The organism is Chroococcidiopsis sp. CCNUC1 (genome assembly GCF_023546805.1).
GTDB lineage: Bacteria > Cyanobacteriota > Cyanobacteriia > Cyanobacteriales > Chroococcidiopsidaceae > Chroococcidiopsis > Chroococcidiopsis thermalis.
Window position 1 is genome coordinate 836,150 of sequence record NZ_CP097480.1, and the last position, 18,140, is coordinate 854,289.

The 18,140-nt window shown below is 43.8% G+C and carries 15 protein-coding genes; 1 reads left to right on the top strand and 14 read right to left on the bottom strand.

Translation table 11 applies throughout. From position 1 onward, the window contains the following. Window positions 1-77 precede the first annotated feature (77 nt). The 8 genes from M5J74_RS03885 to rfbF all read right to left on the bottom strand — a co-directional run bounded on the left by M5J74_RS03885 (window position 78) and on the right by rfbF (window position 10,511). A complete protein-coding gene (locus M5J74_RS03885) occupies window positions 78-1,733 on the bottom strand; it encodes an FAD-dependent oxidoreductase (RefSeq protein WP_250015444.1) in 1,656 nt (551 codons plus the stop codon). Between the two features lie 256 nt (window positions 1,734-1,989). Beyond that, complete coding sequence (locus M5J74_RS03890; RefSeq protein WP_015152824.1) at window positions 1,990-3,024, bottom strand: NAD(P)-dependent oxidoreductase; 1,035 nt, start codon at window positions 3,022-3,024, stop codon at window positions 1,990-1,992. A 42-nt stretch (window positions 3,025-3,066) separates the two neighbouring features. Further along, window positions 3,067-4,341 carry a DUF563 domain-containing protein gene (locus M5J74_RS03895; RefSeq protein WP_015152825.1) on the bottom strand — a complete coding sequence of 425 codons (1,275 nt, stop codon included), beginning with the start codon at window positions 4,339-4,341 and terminating at the stop codon, window positions 3,067-3,069. A gap of 157 nt (window positions 4,342-4,498) precedes the next feature. Continuing rightward, window positions 4,499-5,830, bottom strand: coding sequence for a DUF563 domain-containing protein (locus tag M5J74_RS03900; RefSeq protein ID WP_250015445.1), 1,332 nt, complete (start codon window positions 5,828-5,830; stop codon window positions 4,499-4,501). Window positions 5,831-5,989: 159 nt separating this feature from the next. Further along, window positions 5,990-7,168, bottom strand: coding sequence for a DUF563 domain-containing protein (locus M5J74_RS03905; RefSeq protein ID WP_250015452.1), 1,179 nt, complete (start codon window positions 7,166-7,168; stop codon window positions 5,990-5,992). Between the two features lie 353 nt (window positions 7,169-7,521). After that, window positions 7,522-8,724: a DUF563 domain-containing protein gene (locus M5J74_RS03910; RefSeq protein ID WP_250015454.1), complete on the bottom strand. Its 1,203-nt coding sequence runs from the start codon at window positions 8,722-8,724 to the stop codon at window positions 7,522-7,524. A 178-nt stretch (window positions 8,725-8,902) separates the two neighbouring features. Then, complete coding sequence (locus M5J74_RS03915; protein WP_015152829.1) at window positions 8,903-9,727, bottom strand: heparin lyase I family protein; 825 nt, start codon at window positions 9,725-9,727, stop codon at window positions 8,903-8,905. 10 nt (window positions 9,728-9,737) lie between these two features. Further along, window positions 9,738-10,511, bottom strand: a complete 774-nt coding sequence (gene rfbF, locus M5J74_RS03920) for a glucose-1-phosphate cytidylyltransferase (RefSeq protein WP_015152830.1) — start codon at window positions 10,509-10,511, stop codon at window positions 9,738-9,740. Window positions 10,512-11,402: 891 nt separating this feature from the next. On the opposite strand from rfbF, the gene M5J74_RS03925 reads away from it, so the two are divergent. Beyond that, window positions 11,403-12,212 (top strand): polysaccharide lyase, encoded by an 810-nt coding sequence (locus M5J74_RS03925; RefSeq protein ID WP_106166639.1) that lies wholly within the window; start codon window positions 11,403-11,405, stop codon window positions 12,210-12,212. A gap of 10 nt (window positions 12,213-12,222) precedes the next feature. Here M5J74_RS03925 and M5J74_RS03930 read toward each other — a convergent pair whose 3' ends face one another. From M5J74_RS03930 to M5J74_RS03955, 6 genes are all read right to left on the bottom strand, one after another. Continuing rightward, window positions 12,223-12,714, bottom strand: coding sequence for a glycosyltransferase (locus M5J74_RS03930; RefSeq protein WP_015152832.1), 492 nt, complete (start codon window positions 12,712-12,714; stop codon window positions 12,223-12,225). 30 nt (window positions 12,715-12,744) lie between these two features. Then, window positions 12,745-13,194 (bottom strand): PssD/Cps14F family polysaccharide biosynthesis glycosyltransferase, encoded by a 450-nt coding sequence (gene pssD, locus M5J74_RS03935; RefSeq protein WP_015152833.1) that lies wholly within the window; start codon window positions 13,192-13,194, stop codon window positions 12,745-12,747. Between the two features lie 133 nt (window positions 13,195-13,327). Then, window positions 13,328-14,545 (bottom strand): glycosyltransferase family 4 protein, encoded by a 1,218-nt coding sequence (locus M5J74_RS03940; protein ID WP_015152834.1) that lies wholly within the window; start codon window positions 14,543-14,545, stop codon window positions 13,328-13,330. Window positions 14,546-14,556: 11 nt separating this feature from the next. After that, the gene (locus M5J74_RS03945) at window positions 14,557-15,591 is read right to left on the bottom strand and encodes a glycosyltransferase (protein ID WP_250015456.1); all 1,035 of its coding nucleotides are present in this window, start codon (window positions 15,589-15,591) and stop codon (window positions 14,557-14,559) included. Then, window positions 15,588-16,796, bottom strand: a complete 1,209-nt coding sequence (locus M5J74_RS03950; protein ID WP_015152836.1) for a glycosyltransferase family 4 protein — start codon at window positions 16,794-16,796, stop codon at window positions 15,588-15,590. Before M5J74_RS03950 ends, M5J74_RS03945 begins: the two co-directional genes overlap by 4 nt. Continuing rightward, the gene (locus tag M5J74_RS03955; RefSeq protein WP_250015458.1) at window positions 16,781-18,139 is read right to left on the bottom strand and encodes an O-antigen ligase; all 1,359 of its coding nucleotides are present in this window, start codon (window positions 18,137-18,139) and stop codon (window positions 16,781-16,783) included. The genes M5J74_RS03950 and M5J74_RS03955 overlap by 16 nt, the downstream gene beginning before the upstream one ends. Window position 18,140 lies beyond the last annotated feature (1 nt).

Sequence of the window (18,140 nt, forward strand, 5' to 3'; positions counted from 1 at the left end):
CCCCCTTAAAAAGGGGGAATCAGAAGTCCCCTTGAAAATGGGGTTGGGGGATCTCTTGTGCAAAATTCACGATTAAACTAAAGAGCCTGAACTGCAACTGCTGGACTGATTTCAGCAGAGTTATCCAGGCGATCTTTCAGGCGATCGGCAAGTCGGATCGCTAAAGCGACAATCGTGAGAGTAGGATTGGAGAGTCCGCTGGTGGGAAAAACCGAGCTACCAGCAACATATAAGTTGTGAATGCTATGCACTTGACAATGCTCGTCAACCACACCTTCCCTGGGGTTGCTACTCATGCGGGTTGTGCCGATATGATGATACGAGCCAGCGACCGATCGCCAAGTCGCTTCATCGTCAGTTAGTTCGACGTGAATTTTACCCAGTCCAGAACGCTCGAATTCTGCTGCGATCAACTGCTGCGATCGCGCAATTGTATACTTGTCAATTGGACTCAAACGCCAGTCAAGCTGGACGCGATTCATCCCTAATTTATCACGATCGCGGCTGAGAGTAACCCGACTATCGGGATTTGGTGCTTGCTCCCCAATTAAATGGGTATCGCAACTGTTGAATTGTCGCGCTGCCATGGATTGGTGAAACAGTTTTTTTGTCATTCTGTCAGCAAAGCGATCGGGACGGCTAGCGACTTTGATGAAATCCGCAATTGTAGAAGACTTACCTGCGTTCTTCCGTCCTTCTGCAATGGAAGGAAAAGCTTTATGTCGGACTGACTGTTGAGTTTGCGATCGCAATCGCTTGTAAGCTTCTAACCATTCATCAATGGCTAATAATCTCAAGCCAAAATTCAGAATCTGTTCGCGTTCTTGCACTTCTTTGGACAAGCCTAAGCCTGTTGCCAGAAATGTTTCACCCACGGGAAACTTAATTCGCGTATATAACTCAGCTGAATTGGACAATTCGGCTTTGCCAGAAATTAAATAGGGATGCTCCATGAAAAATCTGCCTACCAAATCGTATTGGTTGCCGACTCCACCACTTTGCACCCGGTTGGAAGCTAGGAGCAAGCGGGGATTTTCAATTCCACCCGCCGCTAGCACGAAGATTTTTGCTGCTACCGAGAACTGTTTTCCATCAGAGCTTGCCACCCGCAGCCGCGTCACGGCTTGAGCGCTGTCGTTGGTTTCAATCTCCAGCACGTTAGCGTGGAGATAGGTAGTAATATTACTCGCCTGCTCGATCTCGGCGCGATACGCTTCGCCAAAGCGCAAGTGAGTACATGGGATAATCTGCCACAAATAAGTAGCCAGCTGCTCTGTAGTTGCAGGGACTTGACATTGTTGCGCTAACGCCTCTTGCCAGTATGCCAAATCGTATTCAAATGCACCCAAATGACAAGCAGTTTGCGCCCGTTCGTAGTAGGGGTCTAGCTCCGCCTTGGGAAAACACCAACCGCTATAAGGCATCCAGGGACGATGCTCGAAGTCAATTTCATCCATCGGACGACTCCAACCGCCCCACAAGTTGGTCGAACCGCCGAAATAGCGCCCGCGTGCTTCTTTCAAGGGAAAATAAGCTAGACCAGTATTCTCTCCCGCATACAGCGATTGAATCTGTTCCTCATAGTCAAATCCGCCACTTTCAAGCAAACAAACTTGTTCGGGGCGATCGCGTAATTCGCGTGCGAGCGTAATTCCTGCCGCACCAGCACCGATAATACAAATGTCTGTTTCTACCAGCGTTTCTGCTGGTAATTTCAAGGCATCAACTAACATGATTACTCCTCTAACCGATTGAGGCAAGATCCCCCCTAACCCCCCTTAAAAAGGAGGGAAACAACGCTTGCTTTTTCTAGGAAAGCCCCCTTTTTAAGAAGGGAAACAACGCTTGCTTTTTCCAGGAAAGCCCCCTTTTTAAGAAGGGAAACAACGCTTGCTTTTTCCAGGAAAGCCCCCTTTTTAAGGGGGTTGGGGGATCTCCAAGATCTTTGCATCACTCATCAAAATGTAGTGGTTTGTCTAGCCGCGATTTCTAATCGCCTAGCTTCTTCCAAAAGAAATCGCGATCGATCTGCTGAGTCTGAATCAAATATTCCAACTGCTTCAACCGAGTAAATCCTCTGAATAAAAACGTGTCCGCAGTCATATCAATTTGAGTAAATAGATCGAATAATTGTTGAGCGCCGCGTCGTGCATCCCACTCGCATTTGAATCCCGGCAGTACCGTATTAATCTTCTCGAAACTGACGCGATAGCTGCGGTTATCTGCCCCGTTTTCGCCAAAGCTCAACTTGCATCCTTTAAAAGTTTCAGCAATGATTTCGGCAACTTGTTTGACACGATAATTTTGCGCCGTGTCACCCACGTTAAAGATTTGATTGTGAATAATATCGCGCGGAGCTTCCAGCGTACAGGCGATCGCCTTAGCAATATCGAGGGCGTGGACTAGGGGTCGCCAGGGCGTACCGTCACTGGTCATTTTAATTTCTTTGGTCGTCCAAGCCAACCCCGCCAGGTTATTTAAGACGATATCAAAGCGCATTCTGGGGGAAGCACCAAAAGCTGTCGCATTTCGCATGAATGTAGGCGAAAAACTATCATCAGCCATTGTCGTGACATCTCGCTCGACAAGCGTTTTACACTCGGCATAAGCGGTTTGCGGATTGACTGGAGATGCTTCAGTCACATCTCCTGCGGTTGCAACTCCGTAGACGCTACAGGAAGACATGTAGACAAAGCGCCGTACTCCAGCTGTTTTAGCTAAGGTAGCGAGGCGGACGGAACCTTTATGATTAATGTCGTAGGTAATGTTGGGATAGAGTTGTCCGGCTGGATCGTTGGAAAGCTCTGCCATATGGACGATCGCTTCCACCCCCTCTAGATCTTCAGTTGAAATCTGCCGCAGATCTTTATTGAGTGTTTTAGCAGTCAGTTGAGTGCCGTTGTACAACCAACCAACTTTATAGAATCCCGTGTCTACGCCGATAACTTCATGCCCGCGTTGCATCAAAATTGGAGCTAGTAACGAACCGAGATAGCCTTCCGTACCAGTAACAAGAATTTTCATGTTTGTAAGCTTGAATTTGTGTATATGGGGCGATCGCTTTCTTTAGACGGCACTGTCGCCAGTTAGAAATAGTGCGTCTTCTACACTGGCAACTTGGCGATCGCTATCTCTAACAGTGAACATTTCTTGCAGTAAAACTTGCAATTTGGCAATATCTACCGTAATCCCTTTGTACTTTCCAGTTTTATTCTTTGGATCGAAGCCCTCTCCCAGGCAACCGTAGTAAAAACCTAATGCTTGTGCTAAGGCAAAGAAACACGGCGTACCAAACGAACCAAACAGATCGATAACAATTAATTTCTGGAGTGCAAAAATTATATTTGTGAGACCAGCACCGTGAGGAGCGACAACTATTTCTGCTTGAGAAAATAGTCTAATTTCATCTGCAAAACTCAGTTCCTCCATCGTATAAGCGACGAAGCCCAAAGGAGCCAAAATCGCCATAACATCTGCTTCATTAATGATATTTCGTCCGGCTGATTTGGGTCGAGAAATATATATTCTAGGCGATAAAGAGATGCTGGTATTATCAGACAGATTGCTCAATAACCGCTGGCGCAACCACTGACAGGCTGTAGGCGATATGATGTTGTGTTCTCGTCGAAAAGAGGGGACAACTAACTTTTTAACTTTAACGCCGGAGTCGTTCCATTCAATACAATCATCTGGGTTGTATCCTAAAAGTCTGAGAGACTCTTTTTGCCATTCTTGAGGATTAGCATGAATAATTAGAGTTGGTTTAATTCCAGTTTGTGCTTGATAGTACTCAATTCCTTCCAGTCGGGTTAAACAATCGATCAACCAGTGGAAGTAACCGCTATTCCAGTTAGTTAACGAACAAGCCGCTTCTAACTGAGGTGCTGCCCAGTTAGACAACTTTTCCAAAAGTAAAGTTTGAGCTGGAATATATTTAATGCAGTCTGGATTTCCCGAGATCGTTTCTGCAATTATGTTGCCAGCCTCGTCAAAACCAATAGCTATAGTTCCAACTAACTTAGCATTTTCCACCTCTATGACAAATGGTTGTGACAAATTGTGTTGACCAGTTGTATTTAAAATTTCTCGAATCTGGTCAGAACCGTTACAGGGGTGATTAATGACAATTGCTTCTTCGGCATTAAATTGAAGAACTCGATGTTTGATATTTCCCTCAAAAACTTCCTTTCTCGTGATGACTTTCAAGCCGATCTTTCTGACAAAATGAAATGTTTGTTGCTGAATTGAGCGTCGGATCGCTCCACCAATTGTTCTACGATGAGCAGCCGAAATCTTTTGCTTGAGCAAATTCCTCAAAGGCGCGACCAAAAAATTTACCACAGCATCTTTCCTGCAAAGATTAGAATTTTTGTTAGTTGGAGTTGAATCAAATTAATTAAGTACAACAGGATTTATTGCTGTACTCAAGGTAGTGCTGCCTTTCTCTGAATAAAATTGCGATCGCCAAGCAATCTAGTAGCCAGCTAGTTGTTGCTCGTCAATAAGTAGTAATTACAGGTTGGCGATCGCCATATCTGTTGTTTAACATTTCTGCCACCAAAACCCGCAATTTAGGAATGTCAACCATTATGTTGTTGTTCTGCTCAAAGGAGTGATTGTTTCTCGAATTGTAGTCTCCTGTAAGACATCCATACTGAAAACCTAGTGATTTCGCTAAAACTAAAAAGCACGGAACACCAGTTGAACCGAAAAGTTCGATGACACTCAAGTTCTGGGCAAATATTATATTTACTAGACCAGAACCATGAGGAGCAACAACCATTTCTGCTTGTGAAAATAGTCTAACCTCGTCTGCAAAGCTCATCTCTTCAGGTGCGTATGCCACAAATCCAAAAGGAGATAGAGCTTCTAACACATCATCTTCATTAATTACTTTACGACCTGTTGTTTTGGCGCGGGAAATATAGATTCTTGGTGAAAAAGAACGCTGACTGCTCTCTATATTAGGAAGATTACTCAATAGGCGTTGACGAAGCCACTTGCAGGCGGCGGGTGATACAGGGAAGGCTTGCTCGCGTCGAAAAGATGGAACTATTAGTCGGTTGACTTTTATTTTTGAACCCTTCCAAGGTATACAATCATCTAGTCCATATCCTAAAAGTTTGAGAGACTCTATTTTCCAGGTAGGAGGATTTGATTCAATAATTAAAGCTGGCTTTCTCTTAGTTTGCTTTTGATAATATTCGAGTCCTTCAAGCCGCAATAAACAATCTACTATCCAATGAGAATAATTCTTAGACCACCAATTAAGTAACGAACAAGCTATATCCAGTTGATGAGAGCCGAAGCTAGGTAAATTCTTTAAAATCAAGGTTTGTGCAGGGATGCCATTAGGTAAATATTTTTCTATATTTACTAGATTTTGCATTACAGTTTCTGTAATTAAGCTTCCTTCCCGGTCGAATCCAACTGCTGCCGAACCGACAAGCTCGGCGTTTATTACTTCAGCTACAAAAGGCTTGTTTAAAGTAAATTTGCCAATCGATCCTGTAAGCAAACTTGTAGTTTTAATTAAATTTGGTAGTTCATTTACTCCATTAAACGGCTCACTAACTATAATATTTTCTTCAGCTCCGAAGGAGAGAATTTGGTATTTATCATTGTTTTTAAATAGTTCTTCCCTTGTCAATATATTAAAACTTTTCTTCTCCTTAAGGAAAGAAAATATCCACTTACGCAGTGATTTTTTAATTCTTTTATAAAGGACTATGCGATGACCAACTAAAATCTTTTTCTTCAGCAGATTCCTTACAGATGCCATAAAATCTTTCCTTAAAAAGCTATGACTTGTTTGTTGCTCGTCATCCAAACATACTGTCGAATTAAGGCTATAAAGTTGAGGTTTCCTTAGAGAGCATTAGTGCTTCACACGCAGTCCGCCAGGGTCACTCCTGTTTAATAGGTAATACTTGCGGTTTTACTTAAGCCATTGGACACCCTGCTGAAGAAATTGCGATCGCCAAGCAATTTAAGAATCAACTAATTGTTGCTCATCAATTTGTGGCTCATCAATAGATTTAACTAAAGGTTGGCGATCGCTAGACAACATTTCTGCAAGAAGCATTTTTAATTTGGCGATGTCTACTGTCATATCAGTGTATCTCTCACTCACCTGGTTTTTTCCCTGAGGATCTGACACTAAGCAGCTATAGTCAAAACCCAACATTTTAGATAAGACAAAATAAGCCGCAGTACCATATGAACCAAAAAGTTCGATTACCTTCAAGTTCTCTGCAAACATGATATTTGCCAACCCAGCACCATGAGCAGCAACCACCATTTCTGCTTGTGAAAATAGTCTAACCTGGTCTGCAAAACTCAATTCTTCTAGCGTGTAACCCACAAATCCCAATTGAGTCAAAATAGACAGGACTTCCTCTTCATTAGTAATTGTTCGACCTGTTTTTTTGGTACGAACAATGTATATTCTGGAGGAAAAATCGCCTTTTTCACTTCCTTTATCAGGTAAATTACTAACTAGACGTTGACGAAGCCAACGACAGCCTGAAGGTGAGATTAGCTGTTGTACGCGACGATAAGATGGAACTACTAATCGATTAACTTTTATTCTTGAGCCGTTCCATTGTACACAATTTTGCGGCTCATATCCTAAGAGCTTGAGAGATTCTTTTTGCCATCTAGTAGGATGAGAATTAATAATTAATTCAGGCTTGATCCCAGTTTGCGCTTGATAATATTCTATTCCTTCAAGTCGAGTTAAATTTCCCATCCAGGTAAAATAGCCCATGCTAGTTGGATTCACCAGCGAGCAAGCTACATCTATTTGAGGAGTAGTAAAATCAGGCAATTGCTTTAAAACTAAGGTTCGTGCAGGTAATCTGCTTAAACTCTTTAGATTTCCACTGATTATTTCTGAAATTATGCTTCCATCTCGATCGAAACCAACAGCAGCAGGTCCAACAAGTTTAGCATTTTCCACTTCAAATACTAGAGGCTCTTCCAAAGTAAAACTGCCCATACTTTCAGTTAATTTAGGCATTTCATCTGAACCTTGGCGGGGCTTGTCAATTATAACTGATTCCCCAGAGCTAAAGTTTTGAACATGATATTTTTGCGCTGAGCGAGTAATTCTTTCCTTGTAACTAGATTTAAGCCGAACTTTTCGATCGCCTGAGAAAATATCCACTGGCGCAAGGGTCTTTTTATTAGCAAAATAGTTTGCCTACGACGACCAACGAGAATTTTTTTCTTGAGCGATTTCACTATAGATGACACCATGAGATTTTTTCCCTGAATAACTACAACTTGCTTTTGTTGTAAACTTGATTATATTTATTGACTCAGTTGTCATTTTGCTAGCTCTAGCTCTATGGATATCAGGAAGTAGTAATTGTCAGTTGGCGATCGACATTAACAGAGAGTCACTTAATGCTTTACAAGCAGCAACCAGAATTTTTTCTCGATCAAATTTGTTGAAAAGCTCGCAAATATCTCTCTTGAAAAAACTATTATTTGCTTAGCGAACCAATCTAAAAAGACTTATGAGTTCATACTTAACAACGAGCGATCGCTCGATAGGGATAACATTTCTTCAACGAGAACCTGCAATCTCGCTACATCTACTGTTACGCCGTTATACTTCTGACTAAACTCATTCTTGCCACTGTATCCTGACGCAAGGCAAGCGTAGCGAAAACCTAAGGCTTTTGCTAAGAGGAAGAAAGAGGGACTACCATAGGAACCAAAAAATTCGATGACGCTTAAGTTCTGTGCAAAGAGGGTATTTGTGAGTGCAGCACCGTGAGGCGAAACAACTATTTCAGCTTGAGAAAATAATCTAACTTGATCGGCGAAACTCATTCTCTCCATTGTGTAAGATACAAATCCTAATGGAGCTAAAGCTGCTAAAACTTCCTCTTCATTGATAACTTGACGACCAGTTGTTTTGGTTCTAGAAATATAAATTCTAGAAGAAAAACTGTCACTTTGACTTTCAACTTTATCTAGATTGCTCAGCATACGCTGTCGTATCCACCGACAAACAGAAGGTGGTATGATACGCCGTTCGCGTCGCCAGGAGGGAATGACTAATCGGTCAACTTTTAAGCTCGCTCCATTCCAGGGTAGACAATTCTCTGGCTCATATCCCAAAAGTCTAAGAGACTCTATCTGCCACTTAGTAGGATTTTTATCTATAATTAAAGTCGGTCTTCTTCCAGTTTGTTCTTGATAGAATTCAAGTCCCTGAAGCCGAGTTAAATAATCTGCAATCCAGTGAAAATAATTACCGTTACCCATAACTATAGAACAGGCTGTATCTACTCGATCTTCCCCAGTAGGGAAGTATTTAAGGATATGAGTACGGGTAGGTATAGCTCTACTTAAATTCAGTGGATTGAGTGTTTCCGCAAGTAAGTTTCCGGCTGCATCAAATCCTACGGCTGTAGAACCTACTAACCGAGCATTTATAACTTCAAATACGCCAGGTTGGTTTAAGGTATTCGCTTTACCAACTCTGCTAGAAATGATGCTGGGAATTTCATTGGGGTTCTTGTTGTAAGGCTCGTCAACTAAGATTGATTCCTCTGCTCCAAATTGAATTAAAGAATATTGTTCTTTGTTTTTTAAAATATCTTCTCTAGTTACTATATTTAAGCCCAGCTTTTTTGTAGCGATGGAAAATATCCATTGACGGATTGGAAATCGAATCATCCCGATCGCCGATCTCAGACGACCAGTCATAATTTTTTTCTTAAGTATGTTCATAACAAATGACATAAAAAATATCTCCTTGAACAACTACCATTCACTAGAAAAATTTAAGTGTAGGGTGGGCAATGCCCACCTTACGATAAAAACAACTGTTGTTCGTGAATAATTTAGAATTGCCGTAGCAATTAATTTTTAAGCTGAATTGAAGTCATCGTTCGGCTATTTTTTGCTTAGAAAGGCGCGGTACAACCTGCTTAAAGCTGGAATTAGCATCACCCAGGCGATATTCAGCAGTATAGAGCGATCGAGGAGCAGGACCTTTAAAGTTAGGATTGCCCTTATACAATCCCATCTTGAAGTACGGTCCCGTACCTTCATCGTTCCAGAAAGTAGCTCCCTGATGGTTAATCTTTTGAATATATTTACCGTTACCTGTTTTCAACCAAAGTTTGAGGAATCCGTCTTGATTTCCCGTCCATTTCACATGCATGACAAAATCAGTCCATTGCCCTCTTAGTTGGGAGACTTTAGCTAAGTTGAATTTGGTACATTCGACATCAACAAAATTACCCTGCCGTTGCAAATCGAAAATAAAGTTACTACCTTGGCGAGAGATTTTAGAGCCGATCCCACCACACTTGTATCTTCTGCCTTTTTTGGAAGGAAAAGCCCCAAATTGGTTTACAATATCAAATCCCGCATCGGTATCTTTCCAAGTAGAGGGAACGAACATAGACCATCCATACCAATAGGTTTCACCAATCTTAGTTTTTTTCGTTGCCATCTCAGACCGTTCGCCGCAACGATCTACCCAATGTTTGAAGACCTTCTGTCCGTTCCCTTTTGTAGGGGGAATAGTTGCTAGCTTTTGACAAGCAGAACCCCCTTTACCGATTTCTGGGCGCTTAACAGTTGTAATCACTGAATCAATGATTTTTGCATCAGATTTATGTACTCCTTCTGGTAAGCACAAGAAGGTCGTACACAACGCTAATACACCTATAAAGAAATGATTACACCCTTTAGTATTCATATTCAGTGTCCTACCATACTTTCCAAGGAGCTTTACCGCTCTTCCAAAGATCTTCGAGATAGTTTTTATCTCTCAAAGTATCCATTGGTTGCCAAAAACCATCATGTTTGTAGGCAGATAATTGCTCGTTATAAGCTAATTTTTCTAATGGTTCGCTTTCCCAAACCGTGGAGTCATCTGCTATGTAATCAATAACTTCTGGCTCCAAAACAAAGTAACCACCATTAATCCAAGCGCCATCCCCTGTAGGCTTTTCTTGAAAAGAAGTAATTTTAGTTTGTTCCTGTTCTAGGCAAATTGCACCAAATCTTCCTGGTGGTTGAGTTGCTGTTAAAGTAGCTAAAGTTTTTTGTTGTTTGTGAAATTCAATTAGCTGTTTAATATTGACGCTACTTACACCATCACCGTAAGTAAAACAGAAAGTTTCACTACCAATATGCTCTTTGACTCGCTTCAGCCGTCCGCCAGTCATGGTTTTATCACCCGTATCAACTAGCGTGACTCGCCAAGGTTCGGCATAACCGCAGTGAACGTTCATTTGATTAAAGCGCATATCAAATGTGACATCGGACATGTGTAAGAAATAGTTAGCAAAGTACTCTTTAATTACATAGCCTTTGTAGCCACAGCAAATAATAAAATCATTAATGCCATAGGTAGAATAAGTCTTCATAATGTGCCAAAGAATTGGTCTACCACCAATTTCAACCATTGGCTTTGGCTTAATGGTAGTTTCTTCACTTAAACGAGTGCCAAGTCCGCCAGCAAGTAGAACAGCTTTCATAGCTTTACCTCTTAGTTTTGTAGTAGTTTAAGCAAATTTGTTTGAGACAGAAGATATACATTTGAAGTTAGAGATTTCGATCCCCTAACCCCCTAACAAAGTGGGCATTCATTAGATCTGCATTTGAAGTTAGAGATTTCGATCCCCTAACCCCCTAACAAAGGGGCTTTAATTTCCCCCCTTAAAAAGGGGGGTTAGGGGGATCTTTCGCGTAACTCCTGCAAGAATTAGCTAGTACCAGTGTTTTTACTGAGTCATAGCTAAATCGTCGATTTGAAGATGTTTGAGTCTTAGTCATAAGAGATGAATTTCGTAGTTTGAGTCAACTCAAGTCTCCGTTTTTCTACCGATCGCGTCCTAAATTTCAGTAGAATTATTTAACAAAAATCGCACTAAATTACTAGTATTCCTGCTTTTACCGATATAACAGACGAGAATTGAGTCTTTGAGCAGCGATTAGTTGAAATTAACAATATTGTTCATCCAAATTCAACGATCGCTTGCCAGGGATAGTTTGAGAGGAAATCGTTAATCGATAGATAATTGAACTCTCACATCTCGAACTAATTTTTTAAAGTGTTAACGCATTGGTTAGTCCCTTTATTTGCAGCATTAGTTAGATTCACCAACGTATTTTTACAGAAGTTATAGCTACACAAAAAAATCGGTGAAATTACGGTTTTCAGAAAAATCAGTGTTTTTTCTCCTAGAAATAGCTGGGAGCAAGCATTAACTTGAGTTCACCGCTGATTTGTAGGAAAACAACGTGCAGTTAAACTCTGCCAATTGATTCAGTTCGAGTCATTCATTTGAGAAGTATTTAGATGTTTTGACTCGATAGGAATTACTCAAATTAGCGTTAAAAATTCTGCATCTACGGAGAACTTAAATATGACCGTTGAGAATTGCAATAAGTTTGCCAAAGTTTGGAAACGGCGATCGCTACGCACGGCTTTAGGCACGATATTCTTGGGTACGGCTTTGTTTGCTTCAGTAGGAATACATCAATCCCATGCCGGAATTATTGAGTCATCGACTGAAATTACGCAGTCTAGAAACAAAGGCTGCTCGGGAATGGAGCCTTCCTACAACATTAAGAGAGCTGGACAGACAGCTTTCAAACATTGGGTAAACCGTTGCGGCGAACGATCTGAAATCGAAAAGAATAAAACCAAAATTGGTGAAACTTATTGGTATGGGTGGTCTATATTCATCCCCACAGACTGGAAAGATAATGACGCAGGATTTGATATTTTGAATCAATTTGGGGCTTATCCCACCAAAAAAGGCAGAAAACATCCCTGTGGTGGCATTGGTTCCAAAATTTCTCGCAAAGGCGATTCCGTTGGATTCGATCTTCAACGCAGCGGTGGTTCTGTTGATGCCGTATGTACTCGATTTAACATAGCTAAGGTTGCGGAACTACGAGGGCAGTGGACTGATTTTGTCATGCATGTGAAATGGACGGGAAATCAAGACGGATTCCTCAAACTTTGGTTGAAAACAGGCAACGGCAACTACGTTCAAAAAATTAACCATCAAGGAGCTACTTTCTGGAACGATGAAGGCACGGGACCGTACTTCAAGATGGGTTTGTATAAAGGCAATCCTAACTTTAAAGGTCCTGCTCCTAGAGTTGTCTATACTGACGAATATCGCCTGGGAGATGCTAATTCCGGTTTTGGACAAGTTGCACCATAAGCAGCGCCGCTTATTTCTGAAGTTCCAAACTTCTATACCGTTCAATTAGATGCATCACGAGTGAAGGAGCGTTAAATAATTTTCCTTGAAAGGGAGAAGGACGCTCCTTTACATATTCAAGTAACTGCTGAAGTTCGATACAGTGTTGTATGCCATATTTCTCTACAGCACGAGCGAATAAGAGTTGATGGTCGTCTACATGTTCTCCATAACATTTCAGCCTTGGGAGCAGAACAAAACAAGCACCCATTTCTGCTAGCATTCGTGTAGAACCTTGCCCTGCATGTGAAATAACTAATGAAGCCTGCTGTGCCGCTGCATACATTTCATGCCGACTGAGTGAAGGCACGCTAGTTAACAGGGGATGGTTCAACCGAGTCGATGTCGCACCATGCTGAAGTAATACTGGTTCGACAATGATTTCTTGTTCGAGTAGTATTTGCAACCAATCAACAGCGCGATCGAAAGGAAAAAAGATAGTTCCAAGCGTGTAAACAATCATTGAAATCAACCTTCGTAAGCTTGGAGAAAATTACACAACTACACCTTTGTATTGAGCCTTGGGATAGCGTTCTACACACTCGGGCCATTGGACGTAAAATTCATCTACTAAGTGATAAACAATTCTGCCAGTGAGGCTTAAATTTCCCGAGCGCGAGATACTTTCAATAAAAACTGTTTTAATGCCATACAATTTGCTAGCTATGATAAATGGTACGGCTATGCTAGCTCCCGTGGAGAGGACCAAATCGGGTTTGCTTTGGCGCAAAACAACTAAGGCTTTAAAGAAGTTGATAAATGCTCTAACTAACATCCGAGCTTCCTGCATTGCTACCCAATAAACCCGTTCTTTTTCGCTTAATTTTTGCGTGTCATAATGCCGATAAGTCACCCACTCCCTTTCGTAGGTAGACCAAAAACTTTTCAAACCCATCATGGTAGAAAAATGACCCCCTGGATTGCAGACCAATAATAATTTCATTGCGTTGAACTCCGGTGTGTGTGAGGAGAGGTGAGAGGCAAGAGGTGAGAGATCGCAAGTCACAAGTCACAATTAACCGATCGCTTTGTAGAGACGTTACATGTAACGTCTCTACACTGATAACTGATAACTGTCACTGATTATTGCTATATAGCGATCGGTGCAGAGGTTTGCGTTCTGCTAATTCCTTACCCCTGCTACCAAGCCGTTCGCGTAACTGTCGGTCTTGACACAAACGCAGTAGAGCATTAGCAAGTTCTGTGGAAGAATTTGGGTCTACGAGCAAACCATTTTCTTCGTGGCGAACTGCATCTGCTACTCCACCCAGCCGCGCCGCGATCGCGGGTTTACCAAAGTATCCAGCTTCGAGGTAAACAATCCCAAAACCTTCGATACTTTTGGCTGCGGCATCAAAAAAGGTTGGCATGACAAATAAATCGCAGGCTGCATAGTAGCTAGCCAATCGCTCGTCAGGAACGTATCCGGTAAAGAACACGCGGCGATCCACACCCAATCGAGTTGCGAGGGACTTTAGCTCGGACTCCATTGGACCTCGACCGCAGATGAAATAGTAGACATCGATGCCTTCAGCCACCAGTGCGGGCAAATTCTCGATCGCCCGATCGAATCCTTTACGACGAACCAGCCGCCCCACAGAGAGAAGGACTACCGCTGTTTCAGGAATGCCGTGCTGAGCGCGCAACTCGGCGCGAAGGCTGGGAACGCGGTCGAGATTGCCAAACTTCTCAACTCCGATCGCGGGATTGATAATATATGTAGGCGTATTCAACTGACAGCGATCTTTTAAGTAGTCCTGGGTAAAACGACTATTGCAAACAATACCCTGCGCCCGCTGGAGCGTGTGCTGGAATAAAGCCTGAAAAATGGGATTGCTTAAAGGACAGAGCAGATCGTTTCCATGTAAATAGATAAAAAACCGGATCGGTAGCAAATAACTCAGCAGTAATAGCACGGGAAAATCGAAGCCGTGAAACCATTCAATATATCGATAGCGATAGCGACGATAGAGTAAGAGGGCAACAATAAACGACTCGATCGCGTAGAGCAGCTGCTTGAGGACACCACCCAACCAACCAGCGCGATCGAAAAAAGTGTGGAGAAATCCAGGCACTAACCAACGATGGACTGGAAATGGTTGCAGGCGATCGAATTCCTTGTCTCCTGGGTGAGCGGCGGTTAAAACGATCGCGCGATCGGGGTCTTGCAAACAACGATTGTAGGTGTAATCTTGAATTCCGCCTGGATCGGGGGGAAAAACGCGAGAGACAATCAGAATATCGGGTGCTTGACTGGCTGACGCAGCATCTAGAGCAAGACTTTGTGTAGTCATTGGGGTTTGCTTTATGTTTTTGGTGCTTGACCCAAGAATTTCCAACGCACGTAACCGCGCAACCCATATCGCAGCAGCAAGATACCCTGCTGTGGAAATAGAGTGCAGGTACTACGAAACACCAACCTGACGAGGGTATCCTTCATACTCCGCCCGATTGCCTGACTTTCTTGCCAGGACAACCACGCGACTTGCAATGCTCCGATCCAACTGCCTTTACCTCGCTCGATAGCTTTGAAACTGCGATAGTCTACATCCCGCTGGAGATTGGAGCGCTCGACGAGTCCGACTGTGGCAGCTGCGCGATCGACATAGGCAGCAGTTAACTCGCGCTGATGCAGCATCCGCGACCAGTTACCGCTGTGGGCTTGTCGATTTTTGCCGTGGATGCGGTAGAACATCAGTGGTTCGTTAATACTACCCACTTCGCCATAAAAGGGAACGGTTGCTGTCAAATAAGTATCTGCTGCTTCAGTTCGTTGTGTCGGAATCGGCAGGACTTGCTGGAGAACTGTACGGCGATAGGCTAGGGCAGACGTAATTGCCGTGGCGTATCTTCCCCATTGCAATAATAAATTGCGGACATCTCCTTGGTTGAGAATACTAGAAGTGCTGCTGCCAATTGGGACTCCCTCGGCATCTACAGAAGTCCAGCAGTGACCTAGCTGTACCCATTCAGGATGCTCTGCAAACGTGGCGACGACTCTTGCTATCTTTTCGGGATGAAAGAAGTCATCAGCATCTAGAAAACAAATAATTTCGCCTTTAGCTCGGGCAATTCCGGCATTCAATGCGGTTCCTTGCCCGGAATTTTCCTGAAAAATCGCGATGAGGCGATCGCCATAGGACTCAATAACTTGCCGCGAATTATCCGTAGAACCATCATCAACGACGATTAATTCAACATTTTTGTATGTTTGCTCCAAAACGCTGTCAATTGCTTTAGCAACAAAACGTCCGTAGTTGTAGTTATTAATGATGACACTGACGAGCGGAGATGTTTCCAACTGACTAGAACGCTCGTGCCGTTGCAGATCGGTTATCATATCCCAGAGGTTGGGGCTAAAAAACAATTGTCATCGCCGGAGCGCAAGCGATCGCTTGCATTTAAGGGGACTAAACCCGTAATTCTGGCGATCGCGCGGGCGTATCCCACCGCACTACAGTAAGTTTCCACCCAACGCCTGCCCTGAACGAGCGTAGTTGGAGTATTGAGGTCGGCAGTCAGGCGCACGATCGCCTCAGCCGCAGCGACAGGATCGTTGGGATCGACAGCCCATTCGGGCGCGAAGTTCTGTAAAATTTCACCAATGCCACCCGTGTTGCTACCGACGACTGGTACGCCACAAGCGATCGCCTCTACCACCGTGCGACCAAAAGGCTCTCGCGGCGCAAGCGTGACGACGACATCGGCATACTTGTAGTAGTCCTCGATCGCAAATGTAGCTGGTAAAACCGTGAAGCGGTCTGCCACTCCTAAGCTTTCGGCGCGATCGAGCAGAGCGCGGGTCAGCGACTGACCTGGGGATGCATCCTCGCCAATGACAACTCCGTGGTAGTTGTGACCGAGAGTTTTGAGCTGAGCCAAGACCAGAGGTAGCGATCGCAGATTTTTGTCGTTCACCTGCTCGGGTGCGGTAATTCGCGAAGGTGTCAGCATCAGCCGCGCTCCTGAATTGAGGATAGGCTGTAAATTTGCTGGCGGCGAGCTAGTCGCGGGGCTATCGTTAAACCGCTGTGGATCGATTGGCGGATAGAGGATTTCCTGAATCTCGGACACTAAACTTTTGACGTGCGCCGCCGTGAAGTGTGAATTACAGATGGCGCGGGGAGAGAGGCAGGCAAAAGCTAACTTTCTAGCCAAGTTACCCAGTAATTTAGGCGATCGGGTTTGGTCGCGGAAGACATGGTAAACCGGACGACCGCTCAAACGCAATGCGGGTGCAGCCAGGATCAAGCTTGGCAAAATCTTCCGCACGACACAGTTTTCCAGTAACAGGGGATAATCTTTGGGTTGCTGGCTCACCCAATGCAGCGCGTGCTTCATAAACTCCCGTTCTTGAATGATTTGCAGATAAGATGCTTGACCGACTTGCCGCAAATACCGCTCCATCAACGAGTTAGATTTGACCAGGACACACAACTGCTCGGAGATGCCACATTGTTCAAATCCCTTGAGCATCAAAGATAGGGAAACTGTCGTACCCCCTAATGTATTCTGACATCCTGGTAGAACTAAGAGCTTAGCCACGATCGCACCTCTCCAGCAGGTTTGAGTTTAGGTTGCCGGATGGCAATGCATAGCAACAGAGCCAGCGCTGGAAAAGGTGAAAACCACATTGCTCCTAACGTAGCAGCGGCAAGGGTAAACATGATCATCACGCAAAAAACTGTTAGAGGTCTTCCCGAGCGGGTCTTGTACAACCACGCAAACAAAGATATCCAGAAAACTGCAAAAATTCCCGTACCGACTATGCCGTTGCCATACAACAGGTTGCCTAAAATGACGCTGTGGGAGCCGACGACGTTTGCCTCGCCGCCAGCCATACTGACGGGTTGCCCCTTGCCGATTTGACCCCAGATCGGCTCTTCTAGAAATGCCTCCCAAGTCTGTCTGTAAATCTCGGCACGCCATTCAGTGGATGCTGCCCGAAACTGAGAAACGTGGGCGGTGATGTCTGTATAGCTACTGACTAAAAAGTGCGTGAATGGCGCAATTGATAATATAGTGAAACTGGCTATAGCCATCACTGCAAACAAGATGAGACGATTTCGAGGTTGACTGTAGGCGCTAAAGAGGTAGCGAAACCAAATAGCGATCGGAAAAGCTATCCATATACCCCGGCTCAGACTGATAACGATGAGGAAAACACTGCCTAAAAGTAACAGCAGCGACCAAATCCGATTTTTGATTTCCAAGGCAATTAAGCCAATACATCCTACAATCAAAGCAAAAAGTTGTGCGGAGACAAAAAATAAGCTCGGACGGTAGTACCCCGATATATCGCCCTGATAGGGAGCTAAGAGGTTTTCTCCTGCTGCTTTACCCGTAACCAATCCAAACAAGTTAGGTATGCTAGGAGGCTGGAAAAGGCTGATTGGCAAGACATATTGCAGCAACAACCAAAACCCAAGCATTTGCACTATGCTGACCGTACAAGCCCAGGCGATCGGTTCTAAGCGCAATCTCACGTTATTGCTTTGAATGTACCACAGCAGCAATGCGTAGCTAAACCATGTAATCAGGAGACCAGATATGCTGCCTTTGTTGGGAGCATCAAAATTGATCAGCATTTGGGCTATTCGATAGATGCAGAAGATAAACACGGCAACGACTGCCGTAATCGGGGGCTTGAGACGTATTTCTCCATGCTTCCACCATTCATAAGCAGCAATGCATACGATCAGGAGAGATGTCATGTACTTGTAAATGCCTACTACCCACAGCACTGGTATGAGAATGATAAAGGCACAGACAAAACGTTCTCCTGCTGTTAAAGCTTCCCAGCGCATCCAGCCCCAGAAAAACAGCTGGCGATCTGATGCTGATACCGTTGTCGCGATCGTGGATTTAGGTCTGTACAGCTGAGTCATG